This window comes from Legionella londiniensis (genome assembly GCF_001467825.1).
In the GTDB taxonomy this organism is placed as follows: domain Bacteria; phylum Pseudomonadota; class Gammaproteobacteria; order Legionellales; family Legionellaceae; genus Legionella_A; species Legionella_A londiniensis.
Genome location: NZ_LNYK01000034.1, coordinates 34127 through 56617 on the forward strand (window position 1 = coordinate 34127; position 22491 = coordinate 56617).

Below are 22491 nucleotides of genomic sequence, written 5' to 3' on the forward strand. Positions count from 1 at the left end.
CGCTTACAAACGCCATTTGCTCAGAATGAAAAGCACATTGCCCGCGCCTTGTGCGCCTGGAATGTAGGTGGCAGCAAGCGTTGCCCTTTTATGGGTGAACGTGGCCCAGGGCAAAAGGCCGGGAAAAGGGTGATAATTAAACATATCAGACCGTGCCGTGATAAATAATGAGGCGCCGAGTCCAACATGGGTATCAGGATTTAACGGCAAGGTTTTAATATAGGCATAGCCTGCAGCCGGCTCAATTTTTTTATGGGAATCAAGAAAGGCAAAGGCATAAAGGGTATGCAAATTACCCCGCTCGTCATATAAGCTTTTGCCAAGCCCCCCACCCCAGGCGGCTTCGTTATAAGCGGCAATTTTTTCTGGAGGATAAGTATAGCGGTTATGCCAGGCATAGCCGGTTACATAGAGATCCAAACTGCCTTCACTCCAGATTTGATGCAGGCGTTGGCAGGCGGGTTTCAGTAAGTGTGACCAATGCTCGCACGGCTTGGTGGGTTGCGCTGCAAAAACGGTTTTAACGCCAAGAATACAAAAAAAGAAAAAAATTTTTTTCATGTATTTTTAAGTAATTGTGATTTTTCAATCATACACTTCAATGATAAAGTTATATAGATGAAAGATGTAATTTAGCTTGATTTCTCCAAGGGATTGACTGACAGGTGCCAAAATATGGACTTATTTCGCAAAAAAGATGTAAGCAATCTGACAGATTGCAGCGTTCATTTAAGCAAATGCTTATCAGCGACCGATCTCACGTTTCTTGGCATAGGCGCCATCATTGGCGCCGGTATTTTTGTCCTGACTGGCATAGTTGCTGCAACTCAGGCAGGACCTGCGATTGTATTTTCTTACATCATGGCAGGGCTTGCCTGCGCTTTTTCCGCACTGTCTTATGCTGAGCTTGCTGCCTCAGTCGGCGGCTGCGGCAGCGCGTATGGTTATGCCTATGCAGGCTTTGGCGAGTTAATTGCCTGGATTGTCGGATGGGATCTCTTGCTTGAGTATTCCATTGCCGTTTCTGCTGTCTCTGTCGGCTGGAGCAGTTATGTCAATGATATGCTCCTCGCGCTTAGGATACACATGCCGCCCTATTTGCTGCATGGCCCGATAGATGGCGGAGTTTTCAATAGCCTCGCATTGTTCATTATTGTGGCGCTGTCGGCTTTGCTCATCATGGGCGTTAAATCCAGCTCCCGGGTGAATAACATCATGGTATTGGTGAAGTTAGCAGTGATTTGCTTATTTATTTTTATCGCATTCATTGAAGTACAGCCTGAAAACTGGGTTCCTTTCGCACCCTTCGGCTGGACCGGCGTGATGGAGGGGGCTTCTTTGATTTTCTTTGCTTATGTCGGCTTTGATGCCGTATCCACAGCCGCAGAAGAAGCCATTCATCCCCAGCGCGATCTTCCCATAGGCATCATCGGCTCTCTTGTGATTTGCACTGTATTGTATATTCTGGTTTCTGCTTTGCTGACTGGGATTGTGCCTTACCATAGTTTAAACGTGGCTTCTCCGATTAGCCGCTCTTTGTTGATGCTTGGCTATAAAACTGCTGCAGGGCTTGTGGGGATTGGGGCAATAGCGGGATTAACCACTGTGATGCTGGTTCTTTATTATGGTTTAACCCGCGTGTTTTATGCCATGTCCCGGGATGGCCTGCTGCCCCAGTTTTTTGCTGCCATCAATCCAAAAACCAAAACGCCGGCGCGTATTATTGTGCTTTGCGGGCTGGTGATGGCAACCGTATCGGCGCTCGTTCCAATCAGCGATCTTGCCGAACTCGTCAATATCGGAACCCTTTTTGCGTTCATTATTGTCTGCAGCGGGGTCATTATATTGCGTTATACCCGACCGGACCTGGAGCGCCCCTTTAAAACGCCTTTGATGCCTTATATTCCGCTGTTAGGCATTTTAAGCTGCCTGTATCTGATTATTAATTTGCCCTGGATGACGATGCTGCGCTTTTTTATCTGGATGGCGGTGGGGGTTGTGATTTATTTTGCTTTCAGCCGCGCAAACAGTGCGCTTGAAGCAAAAGCAGACGGCATATAAGGCTTGTCTGTAAATTCTATATGTAATAGCTGCTTTTGGTCATTAATTTTGAAACGCCACTCATGACTTTTTTTACAGGAAGCGGCAGTTCCCTGCCGCCGGAGCGTAGTGCCGCTTCGGCATGCTGGATTTCATCAGCCTGCATTTGCGCCAAGATTGCGCGCGTTTTGTGATCATGGGCGGGGAGATGCCCTAGATGGCTTGCCAGATGCTTGGTCACCTGTTTTTCTGTTTCCGCGACAAACCCAAGGCTCCAGCGATCTCCAGCCAATCCTGCTAAAGCCCCAATCATCAGTGATCCAACGTACCATACAGGATTGAGAATACTGGGGCGGCTGTTGAGTTCTGCCAAACGTTCTTCACACCAGGCCAGATGATCCACCTCCTCCTCTGCAGCCCTTGCCATCTGCTCGCGAATGTCGGTCAATTTCGCAGTAAGCGCCTGGCCTTGGTACAACGCTTGAGCGCATACTTCGCCTGCATGATTGACCCGCATAAGCCCTGCGACATGGCGCATTTCTTCGCGATTCATATTGGATGCCGGGATATCCTTTGCCGGATTTTCGCGCCGGCTCTTTCTGCATCTGACAATCAAAAGGGTTTGCAGGGCAGTATCGATTTCACTGACGATTAGATCAACTAAACTGAATTTGCGCATGGCAATAAACTCACAATCGACGGGTTAGGTTGATGAGCAGAAGGGCCTTATCTTACCCCATTTGCCTGGCCATCATCAATTTAAAGGTTTGTCCTGCGGACAAGATAATTCGTTAGGACAAGTTATTGTGAGCACCCTGCCAAACCAGATAAGATATAAAAAATTAACCGCAGGGAAGTGTTCATTGGCACCGCATATTTTACCGCCCGTGGTAGAGCTCGTAACCGCTACGGTGATCCTGATAACGATAGCGGCTATCGTAAAATCGATCTCTACCCGTCTCAACTGGCCCTTTACCATAGTGCTTGTCGCAGTCGGCCTGGCGCTTGGGCACTTGCAACGCTTTGGCGCCCCATGGCTTGAATTTGTCGGCATGTATCAGTTAAGGCCTGAGTTTATTTTATATATCTGCCTGCCAACCTTGTTATTCGAATCAGCCTATCATTTAGACAGCCGGCAATTGAAACGGAACCTCTTTCAGATTTTATTGCTGGCTATTCCCGGTGTTTTGCTGTCCACATTGCTGATGGGATTGATAATTGCCCAATTTACATCCATAGGATTAATTATCGCACTTCTCCTCGGCGCCATTTTAAGCGCCACAGATCCTGTAGCGGTGATTTCCCTATTTCAAAGCCTCGGCGCTCCCAAGCGTTTAACCGTGCTGGTAGAGGGCGAGAGTTTGTTTAATGACGCAACCTCGCTGGTGGTAGCAAAAATTTTGCTGGTATTGGCGGCAGCAGGATCACTGGGATGGGAAACCATCAGTCATGGCATACTGGATTTTGTGGTTGAATTTATCGGCGGTCTGCTATTTGGATGGGCATTCGCCTATTTGGTGGGAATGCTTCTTGGGCGTTTACGCTCCTTGCCGCAAATTGAAATTTCTTTAACGACGATTCTTGCTTATGCTTCCTTCATCATAGCCGAGCAGATTCTACACCTAAGCGGTGTTCTGGCCGTAGTGGCTGCCGGGTTAACCATGGGAAACTGGGGGCAGGCCAAGATATCGCCTCAAGTTGGCCGCTACCTTGAAAATTTCTGGGGATTTGCCGCTTATCTTGTTAATGCCATTATTTTTTTACTGGTGGGATTAAGCATTGATTTATCAAGGCCGCTTCTTATTCTGGCCGAACTTGGTGTCGTCATTCTTGCCATGCTGATTTCAAGAGCCGTGGTGATTTATGGTTTAATTCCTTTATCCAGGCATCTTCCGCTTTCAGCTGCCGTGAACTGGCGGTACCAAACAGTGATGTTTTGGGGCGGATTGCGCGGGGCGGTTTCGCTTGCCATTGTGCTTGGCCTGACCAATATCCCTGAACAGCCTTTATTGATTGATCTGGTTGCAGGAGCAGTCTTGTTTACTTTGTTTGTTCAGGGGTTAAGCATTGAGCGATTAATTCAATGGTTAGGCCTGACCAAAATCCCCCTGGTTGATCAATTAATGAAACTTGATGCCCAAATTATCACCCAAAAAGAAGCGATAAAACGCCTGGCGCAACTTAAAAAAGAAGGGTTGCTGTCAACCCGGCTTGCCAATGAATTCATGCATCGCAATATCACCGAACTGAAATCCACTGAACAAGCTTTACTCGAATTGCAAAGACAAAAGCTTGATAGAAAAAAGCAGGAACAATTTATCCTGAGCCACTTGATAGTGGCGGAGATTAAGGCATTACACCATTGGTTTGCCTTGAGCTTTATTTCGGAAAATGCATACCGAAACCTACTCGATACATTACGCACACAACTGGATGCTATCCGCTATGGGGGCGATCTGGGCGCTGTCAGTAAAATTTTAAAAGCACCTTCCTGGCGGGAAAAATTTGTCATTCGTTTTATAGAGCCGCATTCCTTTGCGCAAAAACTGGCGGCACATTTGCGTGCAAATCGTATAGCCCGTGAGTATCAGGAAATATGGGCATTGTTTGAAGGCACCAAAGTGATGTTGAATTACTTGCGGGAAATGGAAACGAATTTTAAATTTGATGTTGAACTGGTCAAAGAGATGCAAGCCCAGATAGCAACCTGGCAGCACGCAACCCGCCAGCAGTTAGAGCAAATGGCCGGTGATTTTCCAGATATTATTCTTGGCCTCCAGCAGCAATTGAATGAACGGGTGGTATTGCAGTCAGAGATAGAAATCATTAAGGAAGAAGCCCGGGCTGGGAGATTGCCCGAGGGTGTCGCTAAAGAAATAATCAGGCAAAAAGAGGAGCAACTCGATGCCATCCAACAACGGCCTGTCCCCAGATTAAACCTCGATCCTCATGAGTTGCTGCATCATGTTTATTTATTCAAATCCCTCTCGAAGGAAGAATTTGATGTCATATTTCACAAATTTCGCAGTTATGCGGTACCCATTGGCCATGAAATAATCACTCAGGGAGCATCGGGAAGCTCGATGTTTTTTATTGCCCGCGGTATTGTCAGGGTATTTGTCGAGGAAGATTCAAAAATACGCCAGCTGGCCACGCTCATGGCCGGAGATTTTATAGGGGAGATGGCCATGCTGACTGGAGGAAAACGAAGCGCCACCTGCAGGGCGGCCACACCGTGTGTAATTTATGAGTTAAAACAGACCGATTATCAGGCGATTACCGAAAAATACCCGCATATTTCAGCAAAAATAATACAAACTGCAGAAAAACGCAGGGCAGAAATGGGATAGGCATGGGTTATCGTTTGGCATAAATAATGATTGAAAACAAAACAAGGCTCATGCCGGTAAATTCCAAAACGCTCAGACTCTCTCCCAGCAGAAGCCAGGCCATAACAACAGCTGCAACCGGCATGACGGCTGTGGATAAGGATGCCATGATACCGTCCACCCATTGACTGCCAAAAAACCAGCAAACATAAAATAACCCTGAACTCAACCCCAGAATGAATATGATAAACCAGTCCTGAAGGCTGATGGCGCAAGCCTGCCAGCTGGTAAAGGGCAACAGCAAAATCAACATCATCATACTGATGCCGTTGAGCAAGGAAGACGTTAAAAAGACAGGCAAGCGGTTAGCATGCAACTTACATAATACGTAATAGGTTGCTTCGGGCAAAAGAGAAATGAAGACAAAAAAATCACCCAAAAAAGAGTGTTTGACCGTATTCCCCAGCAATTTATCGCTTGCAATAATCAGCAGTCCCCCGGTCGCAAAGAGCACGCAAAGGCTTTTTTTGGCTGATATTTTTTCCCCAAGGATGACCCAGGACATAACGGCAATAATGGCCGGCAAAGCGCTGGTAATGATACCTGCGACATTAGCATCGGTATAACTTAAGCCAAGCAGCATAAAACAATTGAATAAAAAACCGGCTGTAAGGGATTGGGCCAAGATAAAAAGCCAGTCTTTTTTTTGTAATTGGGCAAAATGATGGCGAAGAGGGCGCCTACGAGCTGCGGTCAGCCAATGCAGAGGAAATAAAACTGCTGCCGCAAAAGCAAAGCGAAGGATGAGCAGCAAAAGAATGGGAATAGATGTGAGCACAAATTTGGAAAAAACAATGTTGCTGCCCACGAGCACTTGAGCTGTGCAAAGAAGAAGCAAACCCAGATAAAAGGGCTTTTTGACCTGTCTCATGGAGAAACCTTATCGCCTGGCTTTAAGTGCAAATAGATTCATTTTCGGTTACCTGCGCGGCAGAACAGCTGCCGTCATTCTTGAAACACAAGTTTTTCTGCCCTCTGCATCAAATATTTCAATTTGCCAAACCTGAGTGCTTCGTCCCAAATGAATTGGCCTTGTGACCGCCGTTATCAAGCCTTCTTTTGCAGATTTTAAATGGTTTGCATTGATTTCAAGACCAACGCAATAAAATTGCTCAAGATCAATGACTGCATTGGCGCCTGTACTGGCTGCTGTTTCAGCCAGGACAACATTGGCTCCACCGTGCAAAATGCCTAAGGGTTGCTTTGTTCTTTCATTAACCGGCATGGTTGCCGTTAAGCTATCTTCCCCGATTTCAGTAAATTCGATTCCCAAAAATTCAGCCATGGTGTTTTTTCCACGCTGATTCAGGTCATGGACGGTAAACGATTTAAACCAAATTGACATAACTCATTTCCTGTTTAAACTTTGAAAGATAGAAAAATTTCCGAACAATTGGTAACGGATTATCACCTTATGGCCTTCGTATCCAAATATTTCTATATTCTGGCAAGCCTCATATTAACAGGATATTTGCTGATTGTTGCAAAATTTTTAATTAATCCTCTTCTGGCTGCCTTCATTCTTGCTTTATCTTTAAATCCTCTGGTTAACTGGCTGGAAAACCATAAAATCCCCCGTATCTTCAGTACATTGCTTACCGTATTCCTCTTGATGGCTTTTATTCTCGCAATGATTGTATTTTTTGGCGCTCAGGTTGGCGCCATGGATTTTGAATTTGGGGATTTGAATAAAAAATTCAACGGTATTGCAGGAAAAGCTCAGCATTTTTTAAGCCGTATTTTGGGGGTAAGCCCTGAAGAACAAGTGACATTGATGAGAGAATCCTTGCTGAATTTCCTGAAAAACAGCGCATCCGTTCTTAACAATACAGTCTCTTTCACCACTCAATTTTTAAGCGGCTTTGTTTTATTTATCCTGGCTCTGTTTTTCTTTCTCTATTACCGCAGATTTTTTGTATTATTTTTGTATCAGCTTTTCAATAAAAAACAACATTCAGGGCTCAATCATATTCTCAGGAAAACGCAATCGGCGGTGAATCATTATATTTTCGGCTTATCTCTCGTTATTGTGATTGTGGCGATACTAAACAGCTCAGGCCTCTTGCTGCTTGGCATTGAAAATGCCATAACTTTTGGAGTATTTGCTGCAATTTTAACTTTGGTGCCTTATGTAGGCATCCTCATCGGTTCGCTAATCCCCGCCCTATTTGCCTTATTGACCAAAGATTCCTTATGGTTTGCCGCGGGTGTTATCTTTGTTTTTGCTCTGGTGCAGTTTCTGGAAGGTAATTTACTCACTCCCAATATTGTAGGACGCCAGGTCAGGATCAATCCCTTTGCTGCTATTTTAGGCTTAATTATTGGCGGCATGCTGCTCGGGATGGTGGGGATTATTTTTGCGCTTCCCGTGCTTGCCATCATTAAAGTGATCTGTGATGAATTCAGCGCCTTAAAGCCTATTGGCTTTCTGCTTGGCCAACCGGAAGAACTCAATAAATAACATTAATTTTCTTCAGGTTCCAGTGGTACAACGATCCACATAAGGAGATAAACGAGCAAAGCAGACCCGCCTAACAATAGAAAAGCAACAAAGATTAACCGCACTATGGTTGGATCAACGGAAAAATAATGAGCAAGTCCGCCGCAGACCCCTGCAATCATTCTTTCCTGGCGCGCCCGGTACAGTTTTTTATAGGGTTTGCTTTTTTTCATGGTTCATTCCGTCTTTACATTGAAAATAGGGGTTTATGGCTTAATTATAGTAATCATCAAAAAAGTAAACAAAACTGGGCTTAAGAATCTTGCAGGCGGTAGGCAAAGCTCAGTTTGACAATCCGGGCGTTTTCAACCGGTGTTGAAAATACGCTCTGATACAAGAAACCCAAACTGACTTGCAATTGCTTTGATGCCTGATGGGCAACACCGAGAAAAAACCGGTTTTGATCGAAGGTTCTGGTTCTAACCCAGGAAACTTGATTGAGATTGATAAAAAGCTCATCATAACATTTCAGTTTAAACAGTTGCTGCAAAGGAACGCTCCATTCTATTTTTTCCCGAAGCCTGTTGGCTACTGCAGGCTCGGTGAAGGCTTTGCGTTGTTCAAGCCTTGAGCGGATCATAAAATCCTTTTGTAAAAAGCTTAATTGCTCCCATAAGCGAATTTCCTGGACATCGCTAACCGTATCCTGATCGTTATAGCTGTATTTGCTGCCGAGCCACACTTGCCAATGGGGCTTTAAGCGGTATCCCGCACCGATATCCCCCAGAAACTGATCAACTGGCCTGCCGCCCTCGTTAAACCGCAACTCAGCATCCAGATGATGAAGATAAGAGCCTGTTTCCTGATGTATGGACATACCCGTCCAAAACCCAGAATCACTATGCACGGGCTTAAGGACAAGGACCATCAGCAAAGCTGTAAAAAATTGTTTCATTGGTTCATGCAAAAAATAAAAATTCATATTAACCCTTAAGGGTGATAATTCAAAACTGTCACTCTTGCTGAGTCATCCAGAAAGGAGGCGGTGCTTTTGGATTTGGCATGATGCGGCTATGTTGTTTCGCCAATGCTCAGGCTGACAGGATAGGATGTTCAATTGATTTTCCGGGCAATCATGGTATTATTTTGATCATTTTTTATTTATTTTAATATGAATGCACTATAAATATAGAACCAGTTTAATTGGTTTCACTTAACTTTCTTTTGTATAAGGCAGACTTATGACCCGAGAATTTTTTGAAAAAAAACGCAAGCTTCCCTCTTTGTCTTTTTTCTTGCAGAAAAACTCCTCCCCTCAGTCGCCGCTCAAAAAGAAAGAAAAATTATTTGGTTCTTATATATTTGAAGAGGAAAAGATTTCAAGCCCAACAAGCGCCACCAGCACCGATTCGGGAATGGATGCGCTCATAGTCAGTATGGATGGCAATAAGACATTTGAAATCATAGATGAAGAGAGTAATGAGGTTCAGGAATCGAGGACAAATCAGCGGTATTTTGCATCTTCCAATGCCGAGATGTTTTACAACGGGCATGCCTGGCATAGAGATTCGCTGAAAACGTCTATTGAGCTTTCCGTTTGCGGCGGAAATATTTATGCTTTGTTGATGGGAAGGAAGCAGCCCCTTTATGACGTCGGCGTAGGCGAGGATGAGGTAAATCCGGTTTATTATCGGATTTCTTCCAAGGTAAATTTTCTGGCTGAGGGAGAAGCCATTTTCACATTAAACAAAGCAGTCGATGGTTTGATTTTTTCTTTAATTATCAGCTATTTTCTTGGCGATTATGACATCAGTAATGTGGTCGCCGTTGAAGATAATGATGGTTTGACGGCGGTTAGAATTGATCCTGAATACAGTTTTTCCAATTATTGTTCAAGCGAGCTTTATAATCAACATGGACGTATTTTAAGTGAGTTGAATTTTTTATTACAGCATCAAGCTGTTCATGATCCTTCCGATCTGAGGTTTGATTCAGGGGTCGAGTTTTTTAAAGAATGCTTTACCCATCATTTGCTTAAATCAAAATCCTTTTTGCAGCTATTTTCCTCTGATAAAAAAGTATCAGAAGCATTTTTGGCATTAAAAACAATTGCTGAAACCCCTTTCGAGCAGTTTGCGGATATCATTGATAAGACCATCAGCAACCAAACCATCGCTGAAGAGGTTAAAAAGGTGCTGAAAAGCCGCCAGCAGCTATTTAGCCGCTGCCATGACGAGTTGAAGGACCATTTTGAATCGAAATTGACGCAAAGCCAGCCCGGTTTTTAATCGGGGTAACGGTCGTCAGAGAATAATCCGATTTAAAAATCCCGGATTAGGGCTTTGCCTAATCCAGGCAACCGGCTGTCACGGCTTATTTGATGATCTGCACTGTACAATCGGGAACCTCTGTATCTTTTTCTAATAGCCGTTTAACCGCAAAAATGCCAAATCCGGCAAGCCCTGCGGCGGCGGCTGCCCCACCTGCAATCAGGAAGACCAGAGGTGGAAAGAAAAGGGAAATGACTCCTGCCATAGCGAGCGAGCCAAGCAGCAGGCCGACTGCCCCGCCTGCAGCCAGCAAGCCACTGCCTATCATAAGCACTGTAGATGCCCTTGGCGCATCACTTTTTTTGGATGCTGGCTCTAAAGAAATTTCAGAAATTCTGACTGTATGCTGTTCCAATTCTGGTGATGTTTTTGTTTCTTGTTTTAGAGGTGCTTTGATATCTTGCTTCGCAGGAATTGGTTTTTTAATGGCACTGGTTTTCTTTTCAGGTTGACGCAGCCACGGATCTTCCGGCAGCATTTTTTGACCCTCAAGAAAAGCCGCATGCAAAGCAGGGTGATTTTTTGCCAGCGCTTTTAAAAATTGATTTTTTTCTTCCTCATTTTCGATAGCCGAAAACTGAGCCAAAAGATTTAAATGAGCAATATAATGATCCGCGAGCGGTTTATTGGGAGACTTTTGGATGCCGCCCCAAAAATTAGGCTCGAGTGAGGTTTTATCAAGCGCCTTGGAAAAATAATTTTGATTACCATGTTCTCTTACAGGCAGGACAAGATCATATCCTGCGCCATAGGCGCGCCATAAGTCAGCTATAGCGCCGCTGACGGTTCTTTTGATATCTTCATTTTCTGACCAGCTTTCCATGCCAGTGGTAGGCAGGCTTAGCACTGGCCTGCCTTTAGCCGTCAATTGTCCCGCAAGAACCGCAAGCCCTGCGCCATTTTTATAACTATAAAGATTATGATTCTTGCCATGATGGCCGTTATTGCCAGGGAAAATATAGACCGCTTTTTGGGGATCTATCTTTTGCCGCTCACAGAATTGTTGAAAAGAGTTCTCGTCTATCCGACCTGAAATATAATGTAGGGCCATCTATTTTCCTCAAAATCATGTTTTATCAAAAATCAAAATCTATCAGTAAGGGCAAGCAACATATTGTCCATATTTTAGCAGAGAAAACTGAGTTAAATATTAAAATAGCATAAAAAGCGCATCGATATTGGCCAAGTTTTTGCCAGCCAAGGGGCTTGGCCTGAGTGAACTTGACGTCCCAGCTGAGCTACCTTATGGCAGTTCGCATGCCTCATTTACTTAAAGTTTATTTGCGTTTGAGGCTTGGAAACCAAATTGACGAAATCAACCTTATCATTGGAAACCTCATACTCTTCCTGACTGATGTGCTGAGTCAGGTAAACGCTGCTGTCGCCAGTCTTTAAATTGGCAAGCAGCGAGAAAGTGTCATCATCCTGCGCGATGATGGGCGCATTAAGCCGTAATTTCAAATTGCTGCCAGACAAGTGCTCCTGTACATATTTTTTTAAGAGCTCACACATATCTTCTGAGATAGAAAAAAACGATCTTCCTCCAGCAATATGACAGATAATCGGTTCGTTTTTTGATTCTTCCAAAAATTGCTTCACAATATTGCTTAAATTATTTTTGATTTGATCAGGATGAAAAAAATGGACCAGCAAAGCCAATTCCTGCGAGGGGCAAATCAGCGCGAAGGCTACACAGGTTCTAAGGCCATGCGTTTCCAGTGCTTCATAGCCTGAGTTCAGGTTGAGCATAATGCCTTGTCCTGTGCGCACATTAAAGGCATTGACATTTTTTTGGGGGACAAAATTACTATAGTCGCTTGCTTGAAAAAAAGAAAACATAATTGATATTGATTTTCCAGAATTTTAAACATTCTATCATAAGGTTCAAAATAAATTCAATATGTTTAAATATGAATTATGTATTAACCAAGGCCGCCGAAAGGACAATCGTCTTCATTTTGGGTAAAACATAAGGCTTCTTTGTTGTTTTCATTCAAAATCCATTTGGGGTAATCATTCACCAAGGGGCGCAACATGTCCCTCGCCAGGGAGATTTGCCTGTTGCCCCGGTAATAGCAGTGCCCCATTTCGGGAAAATTTGCATTCCACTCGACCGCTTCAAGTGCGGTAATTTGTTTTTTGAATTGAGCCGCATCCTCGATAGAGGCCAGCTCATGATTATCGGTATAGAGGGGGAGCCACGAACCATGAGGCCAGATATTATGGCCTGCCTGAGCGCTTGCCAATGATGGGCAAGTCAGTAGGGACTCTGCCATGCTCCCAGCCGCGCAAAGGCATAACCCCAAAAAAAAAGACATGGAAAAAACCAAGCGTTGCATATCCATCCTTGTTTTGTTTTTAGACTTGTTTTACCCGAAAGCCCAGGCAGTTTATCCGCATTCATTGCATCACCGCAATGCAAGTTTAATAATTCCTTAAGCAAATACCCTTACAATGACCACTTTAACCAAATTGGATACAACATGATTCAATTATTAGAATTTTGTAAAAGCAAGCTTGATGCCCGCTTGAAAACCCCATATGTCTCCAAAGACTATACAGAGACTGATAAAGCAAACTTGTATTCCGGATTGCAAATCGCATTAGACAACTCAAAAACCCATACCAGCATAACAAAAGATCAAATCATCCGTATTTTTAATGCAATGAATCCTGGCGAACGAGACAATATGATGTATCCAACCCGCCGGAAAAGTGTTTGTTTTTGCACAAATGGATCCAGCGTCAGCAAAGAAGGGTTGCAAGAATTATTTGATTGGGCTGATAAGCATCATGCGGGTTATGGACCGAGAATTGAAATTATTGATAACCAAAATGCAAAAGAACATTTTAAAACCATGGGCGAAATGCGAAAGCATTATCATTGCGCAAATAATCAAGCATTGGCTGAAAAACTTTATCCTCTCCTTGCTGATTCGAGCCATCACTTAATATTTGTCCCAATCTTTGACAGTATCAATCCCTTTTATGGCCAGAAGAATCTCTCTCACGAAGAAAAATATCAACTTTTGTTCATGCAAGATCAATTAAACCAATTTGAGGTATTCAATGCAGTTGAACTCAAGTTCGACGCGTTATTGAAGGCTTTCAACCAGAAAAAAAATCCTTCTCTTCGAAATATCGCCGCTTTTATTAAGGATATGATTTTATTGCACCCTTTCCCCAATGGGAATGGGCGCACTTTTACCCTGGGCGTGCTTAATCAATTATTATTGCAACATGGGCACGGTATTTGCCTTCATTTTGATCCGCACCTTGTTGCGGGATTAGCCATAGACGAAACAGCTGAAAAAATAAAAGAACATCTTATTCCCATGGAGCAATTAACCCCATATCTGGCAAAAACGCAAGGCAACGCAAACGCAAAACAAGCAGGCTTTTCACTAAACCTTGCGATAAGCCTGCAGGTGATTGGCCAGTTTACAGCCGTTTTGGGTATTGCTGCTGTAGCTTTAGGCATTGTTTTGCTTGCGGCAAACATCATGCTTCCTGCGGTAATTTTTGCAGGCATTGGATCTGCGGCTGCCTTGGTCGGGGTTGGCTTGTTTGCTGTCGGCAAGTCTATTGACAAATCCAATCGGCCCTCGCTTTCAAATCTGGCAATGGCATATTGAAAAACAGGATTGTTGCGCGGCGGCTTTATGCCTGTTGGCCGCTGGTGTTAAAAAATGGAATTTTCTTGCATCATTCGCTGCGCGCCCGATTTTTTCTATTGCTTGGGCGCAATTTGCCAGGCTTTGGGAAGCGCCAAAACTTCACCAGATGATGGGAAAAAAAATTTGCTCATGCATTCTGCCTTTTTTTTCTCATCTTCTGTGGTGCCGGCGTAAACGCTTTCAAGATCGAAGCCATCCTGCCTGATTTTACCTGAATGTTTAGCGCATGTTTTTATCAAAAAAACAGATAACAAAGAAATATGCAAGGGAGATTCTTCAATATCAGCAAGATAATGCAAAACCATCATCAAAATATCAGGCGAGAGTTTCGCCAGCAGGGATTTTTTTCGATGATGTTCATACAGCAGAACGTTTCCTGTTTGGGCAAACAAACTTAACTGGCGTTGGTAGTTTATTTTATTCTCCCTGTTTTGCCGGGCCAGGGCGATCTCTGCCTCAGGTTCTACATGGTTAAACGAGATTACATTCAAATGCAATGTTTTGTTTTGACAAAGCCCATTGACACAATCGTCATTTAATCGGTTAAAGGATAAATTTAATTCTTTAATATTTGGGCAATCATCAGCCAAAACTTGCATTAAAAACAATGCGCCTTGATTGCTGATTTGATTATTCGATAAATCAAGTCCCTTCAGATAAGGATAGTTCGGCAGTGCTTTGGCAATCATTTTCAAATCGCTGTCAGTCAAGGACTTGTTGTTTAACTTCAAAACCCGTTGTGGCGTGATGTGGCAGGCCAAGCACTGGCTATTAAAATCCATTGTTCCGTTCATATCTTCTCTTAATAATGCCTTAATTTTATTCGATTATAATATTTATTGAAACAATTATTCATAAAAAATACACATTGCTATAGGCGCAAGATATGAAATCTCTCTTTAAATATTTTACAACACCTCCTGTCACAAAAGTCACTCTTTCCAGCAATGAATTGATTCTGGCATTGGATAAATACCCTGTTAAGCAAGAAAAAAATGCCACCGTCAATATCGCAGAAATGCGCGAAAATACCAAACAACAATTTCAAGCACTGGAACATTTGACTCTGGAGACAGCTCAGCAAAAATACCCCCATGAAAGCGTGAGCTTTGATCTTTGCCGTGACGCCCCGGACCTTACAGTTTATAAAAATAAAAAAGAGATTGTTCAGTTGCCGTCAGTGCGCGTGAATGAACAAAAAAGGGAAGCGTGGTTCCATGATACCCTTGAAATTCTAAAAAATTATCAAAAAGAAACCAAGCTGGTCGACTATTTTTCCCACATGGCAAGCCAGAATGTGATGAATAGCGGCGGTAATATGATGCAGCAATTGGCCAGATTGGCCAATAAAGAATGGATGCCGGTTGTTGCCAAGGGCACTGCCACGGCTAAAATCAGCGCTAATGAAAAGGGCATGCTGTATTCCAAACGCATCCCTATTCAAAGTATTGTGAGCACCAGTGATCCTGAAACGCCAGTCATTGCTAATGAGAATAAAAGCCCGATTGCCTGCATCACCACACACTTAACCATATACGCTGACAAAATGGGAATACCAAGGCACCGTCTGACTTATGAGGTCGAATCCCAAAACGAACAATTCCGGCAAAACATTTTACAGCCGCTTTATAAAAACCTTGAAAAAGTCCGGCAAGAAACTGCCACAAGCAAACAACCCTCTCAAGACATCAAAGACAGCCTTGAGCATTGGCACATTATGAAATAAATTTGGGCGGGCTTTAGCCTTTTTGGTGCAAATTCAGAATGCCCAGCAACTGCGGTTATTGAATGCCAATATTAAGCAGATTTTTTGTATTGCCCTTGTTAAATTGAGTGATATCCATTTATGCTAAATTAAGAAGATAAAGGGTAAAACGAACAATAATAAATGCCAACAGGAACTGCGCCGAAAAAAAAAGAAATCAATGCCTGGGTTGCGTCTATCGGCGTTTCGCTCCTGCTGTTACTGCTATTGGCCATGATGTGGTATATTATTGGCAACCGCTATCAACCATCCGTGAATCAAGTCAGTAATGAAGATGAATTAGCGCAAACCATCGCCGCCTATCAAGAAAAATTCTCCAGCCTCTCTCCCAGCCAATCAATTACCGTCATCCCCACGGGTATTTTTATTCAATCATTTGAATTTATTTCAGCCCAGACTGTTCAAGTCAGCGGTTATGTGTGGCAAAAAATATTAAAATCCGATTTGCAAAACGGGATTACCCCGGGGGTGACTTTTCCGGAATCAAAAACCGGCTCCAGCATGCAGCTCGCTTATGAATTTGATTACGATAAATTTAAATTGATTGGCTGGCATTTTTACGGCGTATTACTTCTGCAGAATTTTAATTATTCCCGCTATCCTTTTGATATTCAATCTATCTGGATCCGCATGTGGCCAAAAGATTTTTTTAAGCATGTCCTTCTTGTGCCCGATTTTGCTTCCTATAAAAGCACGAAACCTGGTGAAATTTTTGGTCTTGAAGAAGATATTGTAAAGCATGGATTTGAATTTCTGGAATCTTACTTTGATATGCCAGTGATGCATTATGATACCAACTTTGGCTTTTCCTCGCTTTTGGCTCAAAGAAATTCACTTGAACTTTATTTCAATATTATTGTGAAACGAGAATTGCTGAACGCATTCATAGTGCACTTGCTGCCGATAGTGGCCATTTGGTGTATTTTATTTGCCTTAACCATGATCATCACCGATGACAAGCAGATGGCTTTTCGGGTTGGGCTTTCGACTACACAAGTATTTATCGCCCTGGGAGGCACAATTTTTTCAGTGATCTTGATGAATGCGGGACTGCGAACAACCTATACTGACCAGCCAGTCTTGTATCTTGAGTTTTTTTACTTGATTACCTACATTGTCATCATGCTGGTTTCCTACGATGCCTACATGATAACAACCAGACACCAAATCCCTCAGGCACTAAGGCGCAACCTGCTGCCTAAAACCTTATTTTGGCCCGTAATCTTGGCAAGTATTGTCATCATTACGGCAGTGGAATTTTTTATTTTCCCAGATGACATAACCCATTGGCACCATGGCGCTAATCTTAAATGAACATTGATCGCGCGAGCAGGCCGATAGGATTGCTGTGGTTCAAGAACTCATTGACTGAATATTGAATAAAATTGTTCTAAAGCGGAGACAAAAAATACCGCTTCAGCCTATAGTAAGATTGACCCTGGGAGTTTTCACACCCGGTTTAGCCAGATTATCCAGTGATGAATTGACATCATGAAAATGCAGAAATTTGATAAAAAACTTTGGAAAAAAAAATTTAATCAGCTGAAAAAAAATAAGAAATTTCAGTTGCTGCAATTGGTTTTTGTCATCTATCTCTTTTTATTCGCTATTTATTTAATGAAGTCCTTTGCCGAAGAATTAGGCAGAAGGGAAGTCCACGATATTATATTGTCTGTAAGTCATCCATTAAGCGGGTTTGCTATCGGCTGGCTTTCTGCGGAGCTTGTGCAGTCGGCATCTGTAATTGCCATCATGACGGTTCTTTTTGTGGGCGCTGATTTAATTCGGATAAACCAGGCGTTTTTTATCATGCTTGGGACTGTATTTGGCAATTCTTTCACGCCTCTTTTAGCTGCTGTGCTCTCTCCCAAAGGTAAATATGAAAGGCTCTATTACGGCTTTGAACTTGCCTTGGCAAACATTATTTATAATTTCTATTTGATTCTTATTGTACTGGCCCTTGAATTAACCACCCATTTCTATACGGTTAGCGGAGAACATTTATTAAGTTGGTTTAAAGGTTTACCGGTATTTGCCATTACGCCTGATTTTATTGATTACATGCTCATGCCGCTCAAGTGGCTTTTAATGATTGACTATTGGCCGCTGCCTCTTGTCTTTATCTTCGCTCTATTGTTTTTTTTATTTTCACTGCACCAATTTGGCTCTTTAATGGCAAATTACTTCGGCGGTGTAAAACGGGCTCAGAAAAAAATTGAAGACAATCTAAATAGCGATTTGAAAATTGTAATTTTCGGCTTGCTATGCTCATTGATCATTCCAAGCGCATCATTGTTGGTCACAATGCTTGTTCCGTTGGCAGTTAAAAAAATCATCAGTTTAAGGCAAGCCATTCCTTTTATCATTGCAGTGAATATTTGCACATACATTGATGTTTTAATTGCAGGGATTGCAAGCAGCGCGCCGGGAGCGCTTGCCAGCTCCACTATGCTGATGCTGATTTCACTGACCGGCTTGCTTTTCCTCATTCAGGGCATAGGAATCCGTGCGGTACAGGGAACAGTCACTTTTTTAACCCGGGAACATTTAGGGATACGCCAACGTTTTCAAATTCTTGTCTTTGCAATAGGTTATATTTTAATACCCATCATTTTGTTTTTCCTGGATTTTATATTTTAATCTGGCACGTTGGATCCTTAATTAACTCGATTTATTCCTGAAAATCAATTTTGAGCATTATCTATTCAAAAAATCTAGCGAAATTTAAGCATGATGCTCAACCTCAGCCCAGAATTTATTGGGTAACTTTGCTTCCAGTTGTTTGATAACATTGAATAATTTTTTTTCGAGTCTATACTAATAATTAGGGAACGTCAGAGATTAATAACATAACTGCTCAGATGTGCTTTTGACGCAAGTACACTATGGTACCTGCTTCAAGGAGAGGAGTTATTCTGATTCAATTTCAGGGCTCGAGGTGGGTATGATAAAATCTGAACTCATTGCAAACCTTGCTGCAAAAATGACACATCTTCCTGAGAAACAGGTTACTCAGTGTGTTAACACCATTCTTGATTTAATGAGTGATGCTTTGGTGCAGGGGCAACGGATTGAAATTCGTGGATTTGGCAGTTTTTCCTTGCATTATCGCCCGCCCCGTAATGCGCATAACCCCAAAACCGGGGAAAAAGTGGTCACTGAAGCCAAATATAGTCCCCATTTCAAGCCAGGAAAAGAATTACGAGAACGCGTTGATGCCTCCCGTAAGTCTAAACCTATCCGCTAATGATTTCCCTATATTGTGTAAAGGCGCAGCCTTGGCCAGGCAATGGCAAGCCTGAGCTGTCATTAGGTCCTGGGTAAGGTGACCCCGGTTTGCCCCTGATATTTGCCGGCGCGGTCCCGATATGAAACGGCACAAACATCCGTTGCCTCAAGAAAAAGCATTTGCGCCACTCCTTCATGAGCATATATTTTTGCCGGCAGAGGCGTCGTATTGGAAAATTCCAGGGTTACATGGCCTTCCCACTCAGGCTCCAGGGGAGTGACATTTACTATGATGCCGCAGCGGGCGTAAGTTGATTTGCCAAGGCAAATGGTTAATATGTTTCGCGGGATACGGAAATATTCAACCGTACGCGCCAGCGCAAAAGAATTAGGCGGAATAATACAAACATCCGACTGCACGTCCACGAAGCTGCTGGCATCAAATGCCTTGGGGTCAACAACAGCTGAATTGATGTTGGTAAAAATTTTAAATTCATTGGCACATCTGACATCATATCCGTAGCTGGACACTCCATATGAAATAATGCGCCCTGACTCATTTTCGCGGATTTGACCTGACTGAAACGGCGAGATCATCCCATGCTCTCGCGCCATCATCTCGATCCAGCGGTCAGATTTAATTGACATAATAACCTCGGAATTATTGCAAAAAATACTTCTTTTATCACATAAGGGGAATGAATAAAAGCAAAAATGCCCTGCATTCCCCGAAAACCAGAACAGCCGGTAAAGGCTCTATTTGTTTATCACTTTGTTTATTACTTCGCCGATATCGACAGGCATGGGAAATACAATGGTTGACGTGTTCCCTCCGCTGGCAAGCCCGGTTAGCGTCTGCAGGTAGCGTAGCTGCATGGCCTGCGGCGTTTTAGCCAATACTTCTGCGGCCTGGAGCAATTTTTCCGATGCCTGCAACTCCCCTTCAGCATGGATGACTTTAGCCCTCCTGTCCCTTTCAGCTTCTGCCTGCTTGGCAATGGCGCGGATCATGCTTTCGTCCAAATCAACATGTTTGATTTCGACATTGGAAACTTTTATTCCCCACCCATCTGTTTGGGCATCCAGTATTTTTTGCACATCGCTGTTCAAGCGCTCCCGCTCCGCCAGCATTTCGTCCAGTTCATGCTGGCCAAGAACGGAGCGCAGTGTCGTTTGAGCAAGCTGGCTTGTCGCCTCAAAATAATTTTCAACCTGAATAATCGCCTTTTCCGGATTAATCACGCGAAAATACAAGACGGCGTTCACCCGAACGGAAACATTATCACGGGAAATCACATCCTGGCTTGGCACATCCATGACCACCGTTCGCAAATCAACACGAACGATTTGTTGTACCACTGGAATAATGATGACCAACCCAGGTCCCTTGACTCGCCAGAAGCGGCCAAGCATGAATACGACGCCACGTTCATATTCCCTTAGCACTTTTAACATCGACATTAGCAAAATGACAATAATGATTGCAAAAAAGCCTAGAAATGAAGTCATATTACGCTCCTTGAATTTCTTCTACCTTCAATGTTAATCCATCGGCGCCGACAACAATAACGGTTTTATCAGCGCCAATAGGTTTTTTTGATTGCACGTGCCAGATTTCACCATGAATCACCGCCTGCCCCTGCAAATTGATGGGTTCCAAAGTGCGCCCCTGCGCTCCCAACAAGGCTTCCGTTCCATGGCGGACAGGCTTACGGCGTGAACGAACCAGCATGCTTAAAAGCACAATAAAAAACAGCACATTTGCCGCAGCCATGGCCCATATAGCGGACCAAGCAATCTGGTAGCCCTCATGCTCTGTATCAATAAGCAGTATGGAGCCCACAAGAAAGGCAACGGTGCCGCCAAATCCCAGTACGCCAAAACTTGGCACAAATGCTTCCGCCACGATAAAAATAACGCCAAGCAAGATCAAGCCTAAACCAGCATAATTGACCGGCAGGAGTTGCAGCGCATATAAAGCAAGCAGCATTGCGATTGCGCCTATCACGCCAGGCGCTATAAAACCGGGATTCATCAGCTCAAAAAATATTCCATAAATCCCCAAAAGCAGCAACAGATAGGCAATGGTCGGGTCGGTAATGACCAATAAAAACCGCATTCGCCAGTCTGGTTTCAAGTCAACGACGTTGGCATTTCTGGTATTCAACTTGACTTGCCGCCCGTCCTGCACCACCGTTACACCGTGGAGTTGGGATAACAAATGTTGTCGGTTGTCTGCGATATAGTTAATGACCTTCTTTCGCAGCGCCTCATCCGCAGTTAAGGTTTCGGCATTTAATACCGCCTTTTCAGCAAAATCCGGATCGCGCCCGCGCAGTTGGGCAAGCGTGCGTATATACGCCACGGCATCCTGGGTTATTTTTTGATTCATGACAGATTGTTTATCCTTGGCGTCTTCCCCCATTCCACCGCCAATGCTTACCGGACTTGCGGCGCCCAAATGCGTTCCGGGCGCCATTGCGGCAAGCGTTCCTGCGTATAACAAATAGGTGCCGGCACTGGCCGCGCGCGCCCCGCTTGGCGCCACATAAACGACCACAGGAGTTTCAGAGGTCAAAATGGATTTCACAATTTGCCGCATGGACTTATCCAGCCCGCCTGGAGTATCAATCTTCAGAATGATTAATTCTGCCCCCTGGGCTTTATCTATCCCCCGTATCAGATAATCCGCGGTTGCAGGTCCTATGCCCCCTTGTACTGACAATTCAACAATTTTTGCCGGGAACGCAGTCTCGCTTAAAAGCATGATGAAAACAGCAAGCAGCCAAGAAATTGATTTTGGTGCCGCGTAACTTTGAGGCATAAACTGACATCCCATAATCCAGGCTCCATTCTTTTAAAGATAGCACAAATCATGGGAGAGCAGATTTGCATGATATTGAGGTGTTTTTAGGGTGATGGGAAAGGGAGGTTTTGAGTTATGAGCACAACTCAAAACCAATTGGTAAATTATCAGAAATATACGCCTATCTGGGCCAGGAGCGTATCTGAAGAGCGGCCTGTACCCATGGTATTGGCATTTGCTGAACCTTGCGGCGCTGCGCCATTTGCAAACTGGTTACGGCCGTAATCTATGTCATGGCGATATTCAAGGCTTTCAACTGTATCTTTCCAAAGAGAAATATTAAATACGCCGCTTAACCGTTTAGCCGGCAAATTCAATGCCAAGGCTTCACGCGACCATTGATAGCCTGCTGCAATAGAGGCAGGCTTATTAAATGCCATAAAGGTCATGGCAGCTTCAACCTGGCCTGCCTGTGGTTTTGCCCCATGGCCATCAAAGCTTAAGTCCTGGGGTCTGAACGCCTTGGTGGCCGATACCCATTCCGCTGTGAAATTATACCGGTCAAAACGGATATTGCCATGCACATCCACACCCGGGATTTTACGAACCGCCTCGCTGCCGTTTGTAAATGAAGCAAACCCGCCGAAGGTTGTCCCCGGTACAGAACCTGTGAGCTGCATACCGGTTGCATCATTTAAAGCACTGATGAAACTTGCGCCAATTTCACCGCTTAGGGCTTGCGTGTCGTATATATAACCCAGGTTCAAGCCGCCCACTGCGCTGTTACCCAGTGTGGTATCGCTTTTAAAAACAAAG

General features: G+C 43.8%; 23 protein-coding genes. 9 read left to right on the forward strand and 14 right to left on the reverse strand.

The window, feature by feature from the left end:
* Positions 1-3: 3 nt before the first annotated feature.
* Positions 4-561 carry a lipid IV(A) palmitoyltransferase PagP gene (pagP, locus tag Llon_RS11350; RefSeq protein WP_083503331.1) on the reverse strand — a complete coding sequence of 186 codons (558 nt, stop codon included), beginning with the start codon at positions 559-561 and terminating at the stop codon, positions 4-6.
* A gap of 114 nt (positions 562-675) precedes the next feature.
* Here pagP and Llon_RS11045 point away from each other — a divergent pair, with 114 nt between their 5' ends.
* On the forward strand, positions 676-2061 hold the full coding sequence (locus Llon_RS11045; protein WP_058530124.1) for an amino acid permease: 1386 nt from the start codon (positions 676-678) through the stop codon (positions 2059-2061).
* A gap of 16 nt (positions 2062-2077) precedes the next feature.
* Here the strand turns inward: Llon_RS11045 and coq7 are convergent, their stop codons facing one another.
* Positions 2078-2719, reverse strand: coding sequence for a 2-polyprenyl-3-methyl-6-methoxy-1,4-benzoquinone monooxygenase (coq7, locus tag Llon_RS11050; RefSeq protein ID WP_058530125.1), 642 nt, complete (start codon positions 2717-2719; stop codon positions 2078-2080).
* Between the two features lie 127 nt (positions 2720-2846).
* Here coq7 and Llon_RS11055 point away from each other — a divergent pair, with 127 nt between their 5' ends.
* A complete protein-coding gene (locus Llon_RS11055) occupies positions 2847-5390 on the forward strand; it encodes a cation:proton antiporter (RefSeq protein ID WP_160149070.1) in 2544 nt (847 codons plus the stop codon).
* 7 nt (positions 5391-5397) lie between these two features.
* Here the strand turns inward: Llon_RS11055 and Llon_RS11060 are convergent, their stop codons facing one another.
* Positions 5398-6300: a DMT family transporter gene (locus Llon_RS11060; protein WP_058530127.1), complete on the reverse strand. Its 903-nt coding sequence runs from the start codon at positions 6298-6300 to the stop codon at positions 5398-5400.
* 48 nt (positions 6301-6348) lie between these two features.
* Positions 6349-6774 carry a hotdog fold thioesterase gene (locus Llon_RS11065; RefSeq protein WP_058530128.1) on the reverse strand — a complete coding sequence of 142 codons (426 nt, stop codon included), beginning with the start codon at positions 6772-6774 and terminating at the stop codon, positions 6349-6351.
* A 69-nt stretch (positions 6775-6843) separates the two neighbouring features.
* Between Llon_RS11065 and Llon_RS11070 the strand changes: the two genes are divergently transcribed.
* Positions 6844-7890 (forward strand): AI-2E family transporter, encoded by a 1047-nt coding sequence (locus Llon_RS11070; protein WP_058530129.1) that lies wholly within the window; start codon positions 6844-6846, stop codon positions 7888-7890.
* A gap of 2 nt (positions 7891-7892) precedes the next feature.
* On the opposite strand, the gene Llon_RS11075 is transcribed toward Llon_RS11070, so the two are convergent.
* Both Llon_RS11075 and Llon_RS11080 read right to left on the reverse strand, forming a co-directional pair.
* Positions 7893-8102, reverse strand: a complete 210-nt coding sequence (locus tag Llon_RS11075; RefSeq protein ID WP_058530130.1) for a PspC domain-containing protein — start codon at positions 8100-8102, stop codon at positions 7893-7895.
* 80 nt (positions 8103-8182) lie between these two features.
* Positions 8183-8851 carry a DUF2490 domain-containing protein gene (locus tag Llon_RS11080; RefSeq protein ID WP_058530131.1) on the reverse strand — a complete coding sequence of 223 codons (669 nt, stop codon included), beginning with the start codon at positions 8849-8851 and terminating at the stop codon, positions 8183-8185.
* A gap of 259 nt (positions 8852-9110) precedes the next feature.
* Between Llon_RS11080 and Llon_RS11085 the strand changes: the two genes are divergently transcribed.
* Positions 9111-10157 carry a hypothetical protein gene (locus Llon_RS11085; protein ID WP_058530132.1) on the forward strand — a complete coding sequence of 349 codons (1047 nt, stop codon included), beginning with the start codon at positions 9111-9113 and terminating at the stop codon, positions 10155-10157.
* An 85-nt stretch (positions 10158-10242) separates the two neighbouring features.
* On the opposite strand, the gene Llon_RS11090 is transcribed toward Llon_RS11085, so the two are convergent.
* The 3 genes from Llon_RS11090 to Llon_RS11100 all read right to left on the reverse strand — a co-directional run bounded on the left by Llon_RS11090 (position 10243) and on the right by Llon_RS11100 (position 12538).
* On the reverse strand, positions 10243-11250 hold the full coding sequence (locus tag Llon_RS11090) for a hypothetical protein (protein WP_058530133.1): 1008 nt from the start codon (positions 11248-11250) through the stop codon (positions 10243-10245).
* Positions 11251-11465: 215 nt separating this feature from the next.
* Positions 11466-12038 carry a hypothetical protein gene (locus Llon_RS11095; RefSeq protein ID WP_058530134.1) on the reverse strand — a complete coding sequence of 191 codons (573 nt, stop codon included), beginning with the start codon at positions 12036-12038 and terminating at the stop codon, positions 11466-11468.
* A gap of 83 nt (positions 12039-12121) precedes the next feature.
* A complete protein-coding gene (locus Llon_RS11100) occupies positions 12122-12538 on the reverse strand; it encodes a hypothetical protein (RefSeq protein ID WP_131754636.1) in 417 nt (138 codons plus the stop codon).
* A gap of 144 nt (positions 12539-12682) precedes the next feature.
* Here Llon_RS11100 and Llon_RS11105 point away from each other — a divergent pair, with 144 nt between their 5' ends.
* On the forward strand, positions 12683-13834 hold the full coding sequence (locus tag Llon_RS11105; RefSeq protein ID WP_058530136.1) for a Fic family protein: 1152 nt from the start codon (positions 12683-12685) through the stop codon (positions 13832-13834).
* A 95-nt stretch (positions 13835-13929) separates the two neighbouring features.
* Here Llon_RS11105 and Llon_RS11110 read toward each other — a convergent pair whose 3' ends face one another.
* Positions 13930-14670 (reverse strand): leucine-rich repeat domain-containing protein, encoded by a 741-nt coding sequence (locus Llon_RS11110; protein WP_115336809.1) that lies wholly within the window; start codon positions 14668-14670, stop codon positions 13930-13932.
* Between the two features lie 92 nt (positions 14671-14762).
* On the opposite strand from Llon_RS11110, the gene Llon_RS11115 reads away from it, so the two are divergent.
* The 4 genes from Llon_RS11115 to Llon_RS11130 all read left to right on the forward strand — a co-directional run bounded on the left by Llon_RS11115 (position 14763) and on the right by Llon_RS11130 (position 18888).
* Complete coding sequence (locus Llon_RS11115; RefSeq protein ID WP_058530138.1) at positions 14763-15602, forward strand: hypothetical protein; 840 nt, start codon at positions 14763-14765, stop codon at positions 15600-15602.
* Positions 15603-15764: 162 nt separating this feature from the next.
* On the forward strand, positions 15765-16955 hold the full coding sequence (locus Llon_RS11120) for a hypothetical protein (RefSeq protein WP_058530139.1): 1191 nt from the start codon (positions 15765-15767) through the stop codon (positions 16953-16955).
* Between the two features lie 177 nt (positions 16956-17132).
* Positions 17133-18281, forward strand: coding sequence for a Na/Pi cotransporter family protein (locus tag Llon_RS11125; protein ID WP_058530140.1), 1149 nt, complete (start codon positions 17133-17135; stop codon positions 18279-18281).
* Positions 18282-18585: 304 nt separating this feature from the next.
* Positions 18586-18888, forward strand: a complete 303-nt coding sequence (locus Llon_RS11130) for an integration host factor subunit beta (RefSeq protein WP_058530141.1) — start codon at positions 18586-18588, stop codon at positions 18886-18888.
* 62 nt (positions 18889-18950) lie between these two features.
* On the opposite strand, the gene dcd is transcribed toward Llon_RS11130, so the two are convergent.
* The 4 genes from dcd to Llon_RS11150 all read right to left on the reverse strand — a co-directional run.
* Positions 18951-19517, reverse strand: coding sequence for a dCTP deaminase (dcd, locus tag Llon_RS11135; protein ID WP_058530142.1), 567 nt, complete (start codon positions 19515-19517; stop codon positions 18951-18953).
* A gap of 108 nt (positions 19518-19625) precedes the next feature.
* Positions 19626-20330, reverse strand: coding sequence for a slipin family protein (locus Llon_RS11140; RefSeq protein WP_412754032.1), 705 nt, complete (start codon positions 20328-20330; stop codon positions 19626-19628).
* A gap of 49 nt (positions 20331-20379) precedes the next feature.
* A complete protein-coding gene (locus Llon_RS11145; RefSeq protein ID WP_083503333.1) occupies positions 20380-21693 on the reverse strand; it encodes an NfeD family protein in 1314 nt (437 codons plus the stop codon).
* A 149-nt stretch (positions 21694-21842) separates the two neighbouring features.
* Positions 21843-22491, reverse strand: a 649-nt coding sequence (locus Llon_RS11150) for an LbtU family siderophore porin (protein WP_157079327.1), incomplete at its 5' end; no start/stop codon positions are given.

What these genes read in the sequence shown, in the direction of transcription:
- pagP (WP_083503331.1), bottom strand. Translation starts at nt 561, where the DNA reads ATGAAAAAAATTTTTTTCTTTTTTTGTATTCTTGGCGTTAAAACCGTT.
- Llon_RS11045 (WP_058530124.1), top strand. Translation starts at nt 676, where the DNA reads ATGGACTTATTTCGCAAAAAAGATGTAAGCAATCTGACAGATTGCAGC.
- coq7 (WP_058530125.1), bottom strand. Translation starts at nt 2,719, where the DNA reads ATGCGCAAATTCAGTTTAGTTGATCTAATCGTCAGTGAAATCGATACT.
- Llon_RS11060 (WP_058530127.1), bottom strand. Translation starts at nt 6,300, where the DNA reads ATGAGACAGGTCAAAAAGCCCTTTTATCTGGGTTTGCTTCTTCTTTGC.
- Llon_RS11065 (WP_058530128.1), bottom strand. Translation starts at nt 6,774, where the DNA reads ATGTCAATTTGGTTTAAATCGTTTACCGTCCATGACCTGAATCAGCGT.
- Llon_RS11070 (WP_058530129.1), top strand. Translation starts at nt 6,844, where the DNA reads ATGGCCTTCGTATCCAAATATTTCTATATTCTGGCAAGCCTCATATTA.
- Llon_RS11075 (WP_058530130.1), bottom strand. Translation starts at nt 8,102, where the DNA reads ATGAAAAAAAGCAAACCCTATAAAAAACTGTACCGGGCGCGCCAGGAA.
- Llon_RS11080 (WP_058530131.1), bottom strand. Translation starts at nt 8,851, where the DNA reads ATGAATTTTTATTTTTTGCATGAACCAATGAAACAATTTTTTACAGCT.
- Llon_RS11085 (WP_058530132.1), top strand. Translation starts at nt 9,111, where the DNA reads ATGACCCGAGAATTTTTTGAAAAAAAACGCAAGCTTCCCTCTTTGTCT.
- Llon_RS11090 (WP_058530133.1), bottom strand. Translation starts at nt 11,250, where the DNA reads ATGGCCCTACATTATATTTCAGGTCGGATAGACGAGAACTCTTTTCAA.
- Llon_RS11095 (WP_058530134.1), bottom strand. Translation starts at nt 12,038, where the DNA reads ATGTTTTCTTTTTTTCAAGCAAGCGACTATAGTAATTTTGTCCCCCAA.
- Llon_RS11100 (WP_131754636.1), bottom strand. Translation starts at nt 12,538, where the DNA reads ATGCAACGCTTGGTTTTTTCCATGTCTTTTTTTTTGGGGTTATGCCTT.
- Llon_RS11105 (WP_058530136.1), top strand. Translation starts at nt 12,683, where the DNA reads ATGATTCAATTATTAGAATTTTGTAAAAGCAAGCTTGATGCCCGCTTG.
- Llon_RS11110 (WP_115336809.1), bottom strand. Translation starts at nt 14,670, where the DNA reads ATGAACGGAACAATGGATTTTAATAGCCAGTGCTTGGCCTGCCACATC.
- Llon_RS11115 (WP_058530138.1), top strand. Translation starts at nt 14,763, where the DNA reads ATGAAATCTCTCTTTAAATATTTTACAACACCTCCTGTCACAAAAGTC.
- Llon_RS11120 (WP_058530139.1), top strand. Translation starts at nt 15,765, where the DNA reads ATGCCAACAGGAACTGCGCCGAAAAAAAAAGAAATCAATGCCTGGGTT.
- Llon_RS11125 (WP_058530140.1), top strand. Translation starts at nt 17,133, where the DNA reads ATGAAAATGCAGAAATTTGATAAAAAACTTTGGAAAAAAAAATTTAAT.
- Llon_RS11130 (WP_058530141.1), top strand. Translation starts at nt 18,586, where the DNA reads ATGATAAAATCTGAACTCATTGCAAACCTTGCTGCAAAAATGACACAT.
- dcd (WP_058530142.1), bottom strand. Translation starts at nt 19,517, where the DNA reads ATGTCAATTAAATCTGACCGCTGGATCGAGATGATGGCGCGAGAGCAT.
- Llon_RS11140 (WP_412754032.1), bottom strand. Translation starts at nt 20,330, where the DNA reads ATGTCGATGTTAAAAGTGCTAAGGGAATATGAACGTGGCGTCGTATTC.
- Llon_RS11145 (WP_083503333.1), bottom strand. Translation starts at nt 21,693, where the DNA reads ATGCCTCAAAGTTACGCGGCACCAAAATCAATTTCTTGGCTGCTTGCT.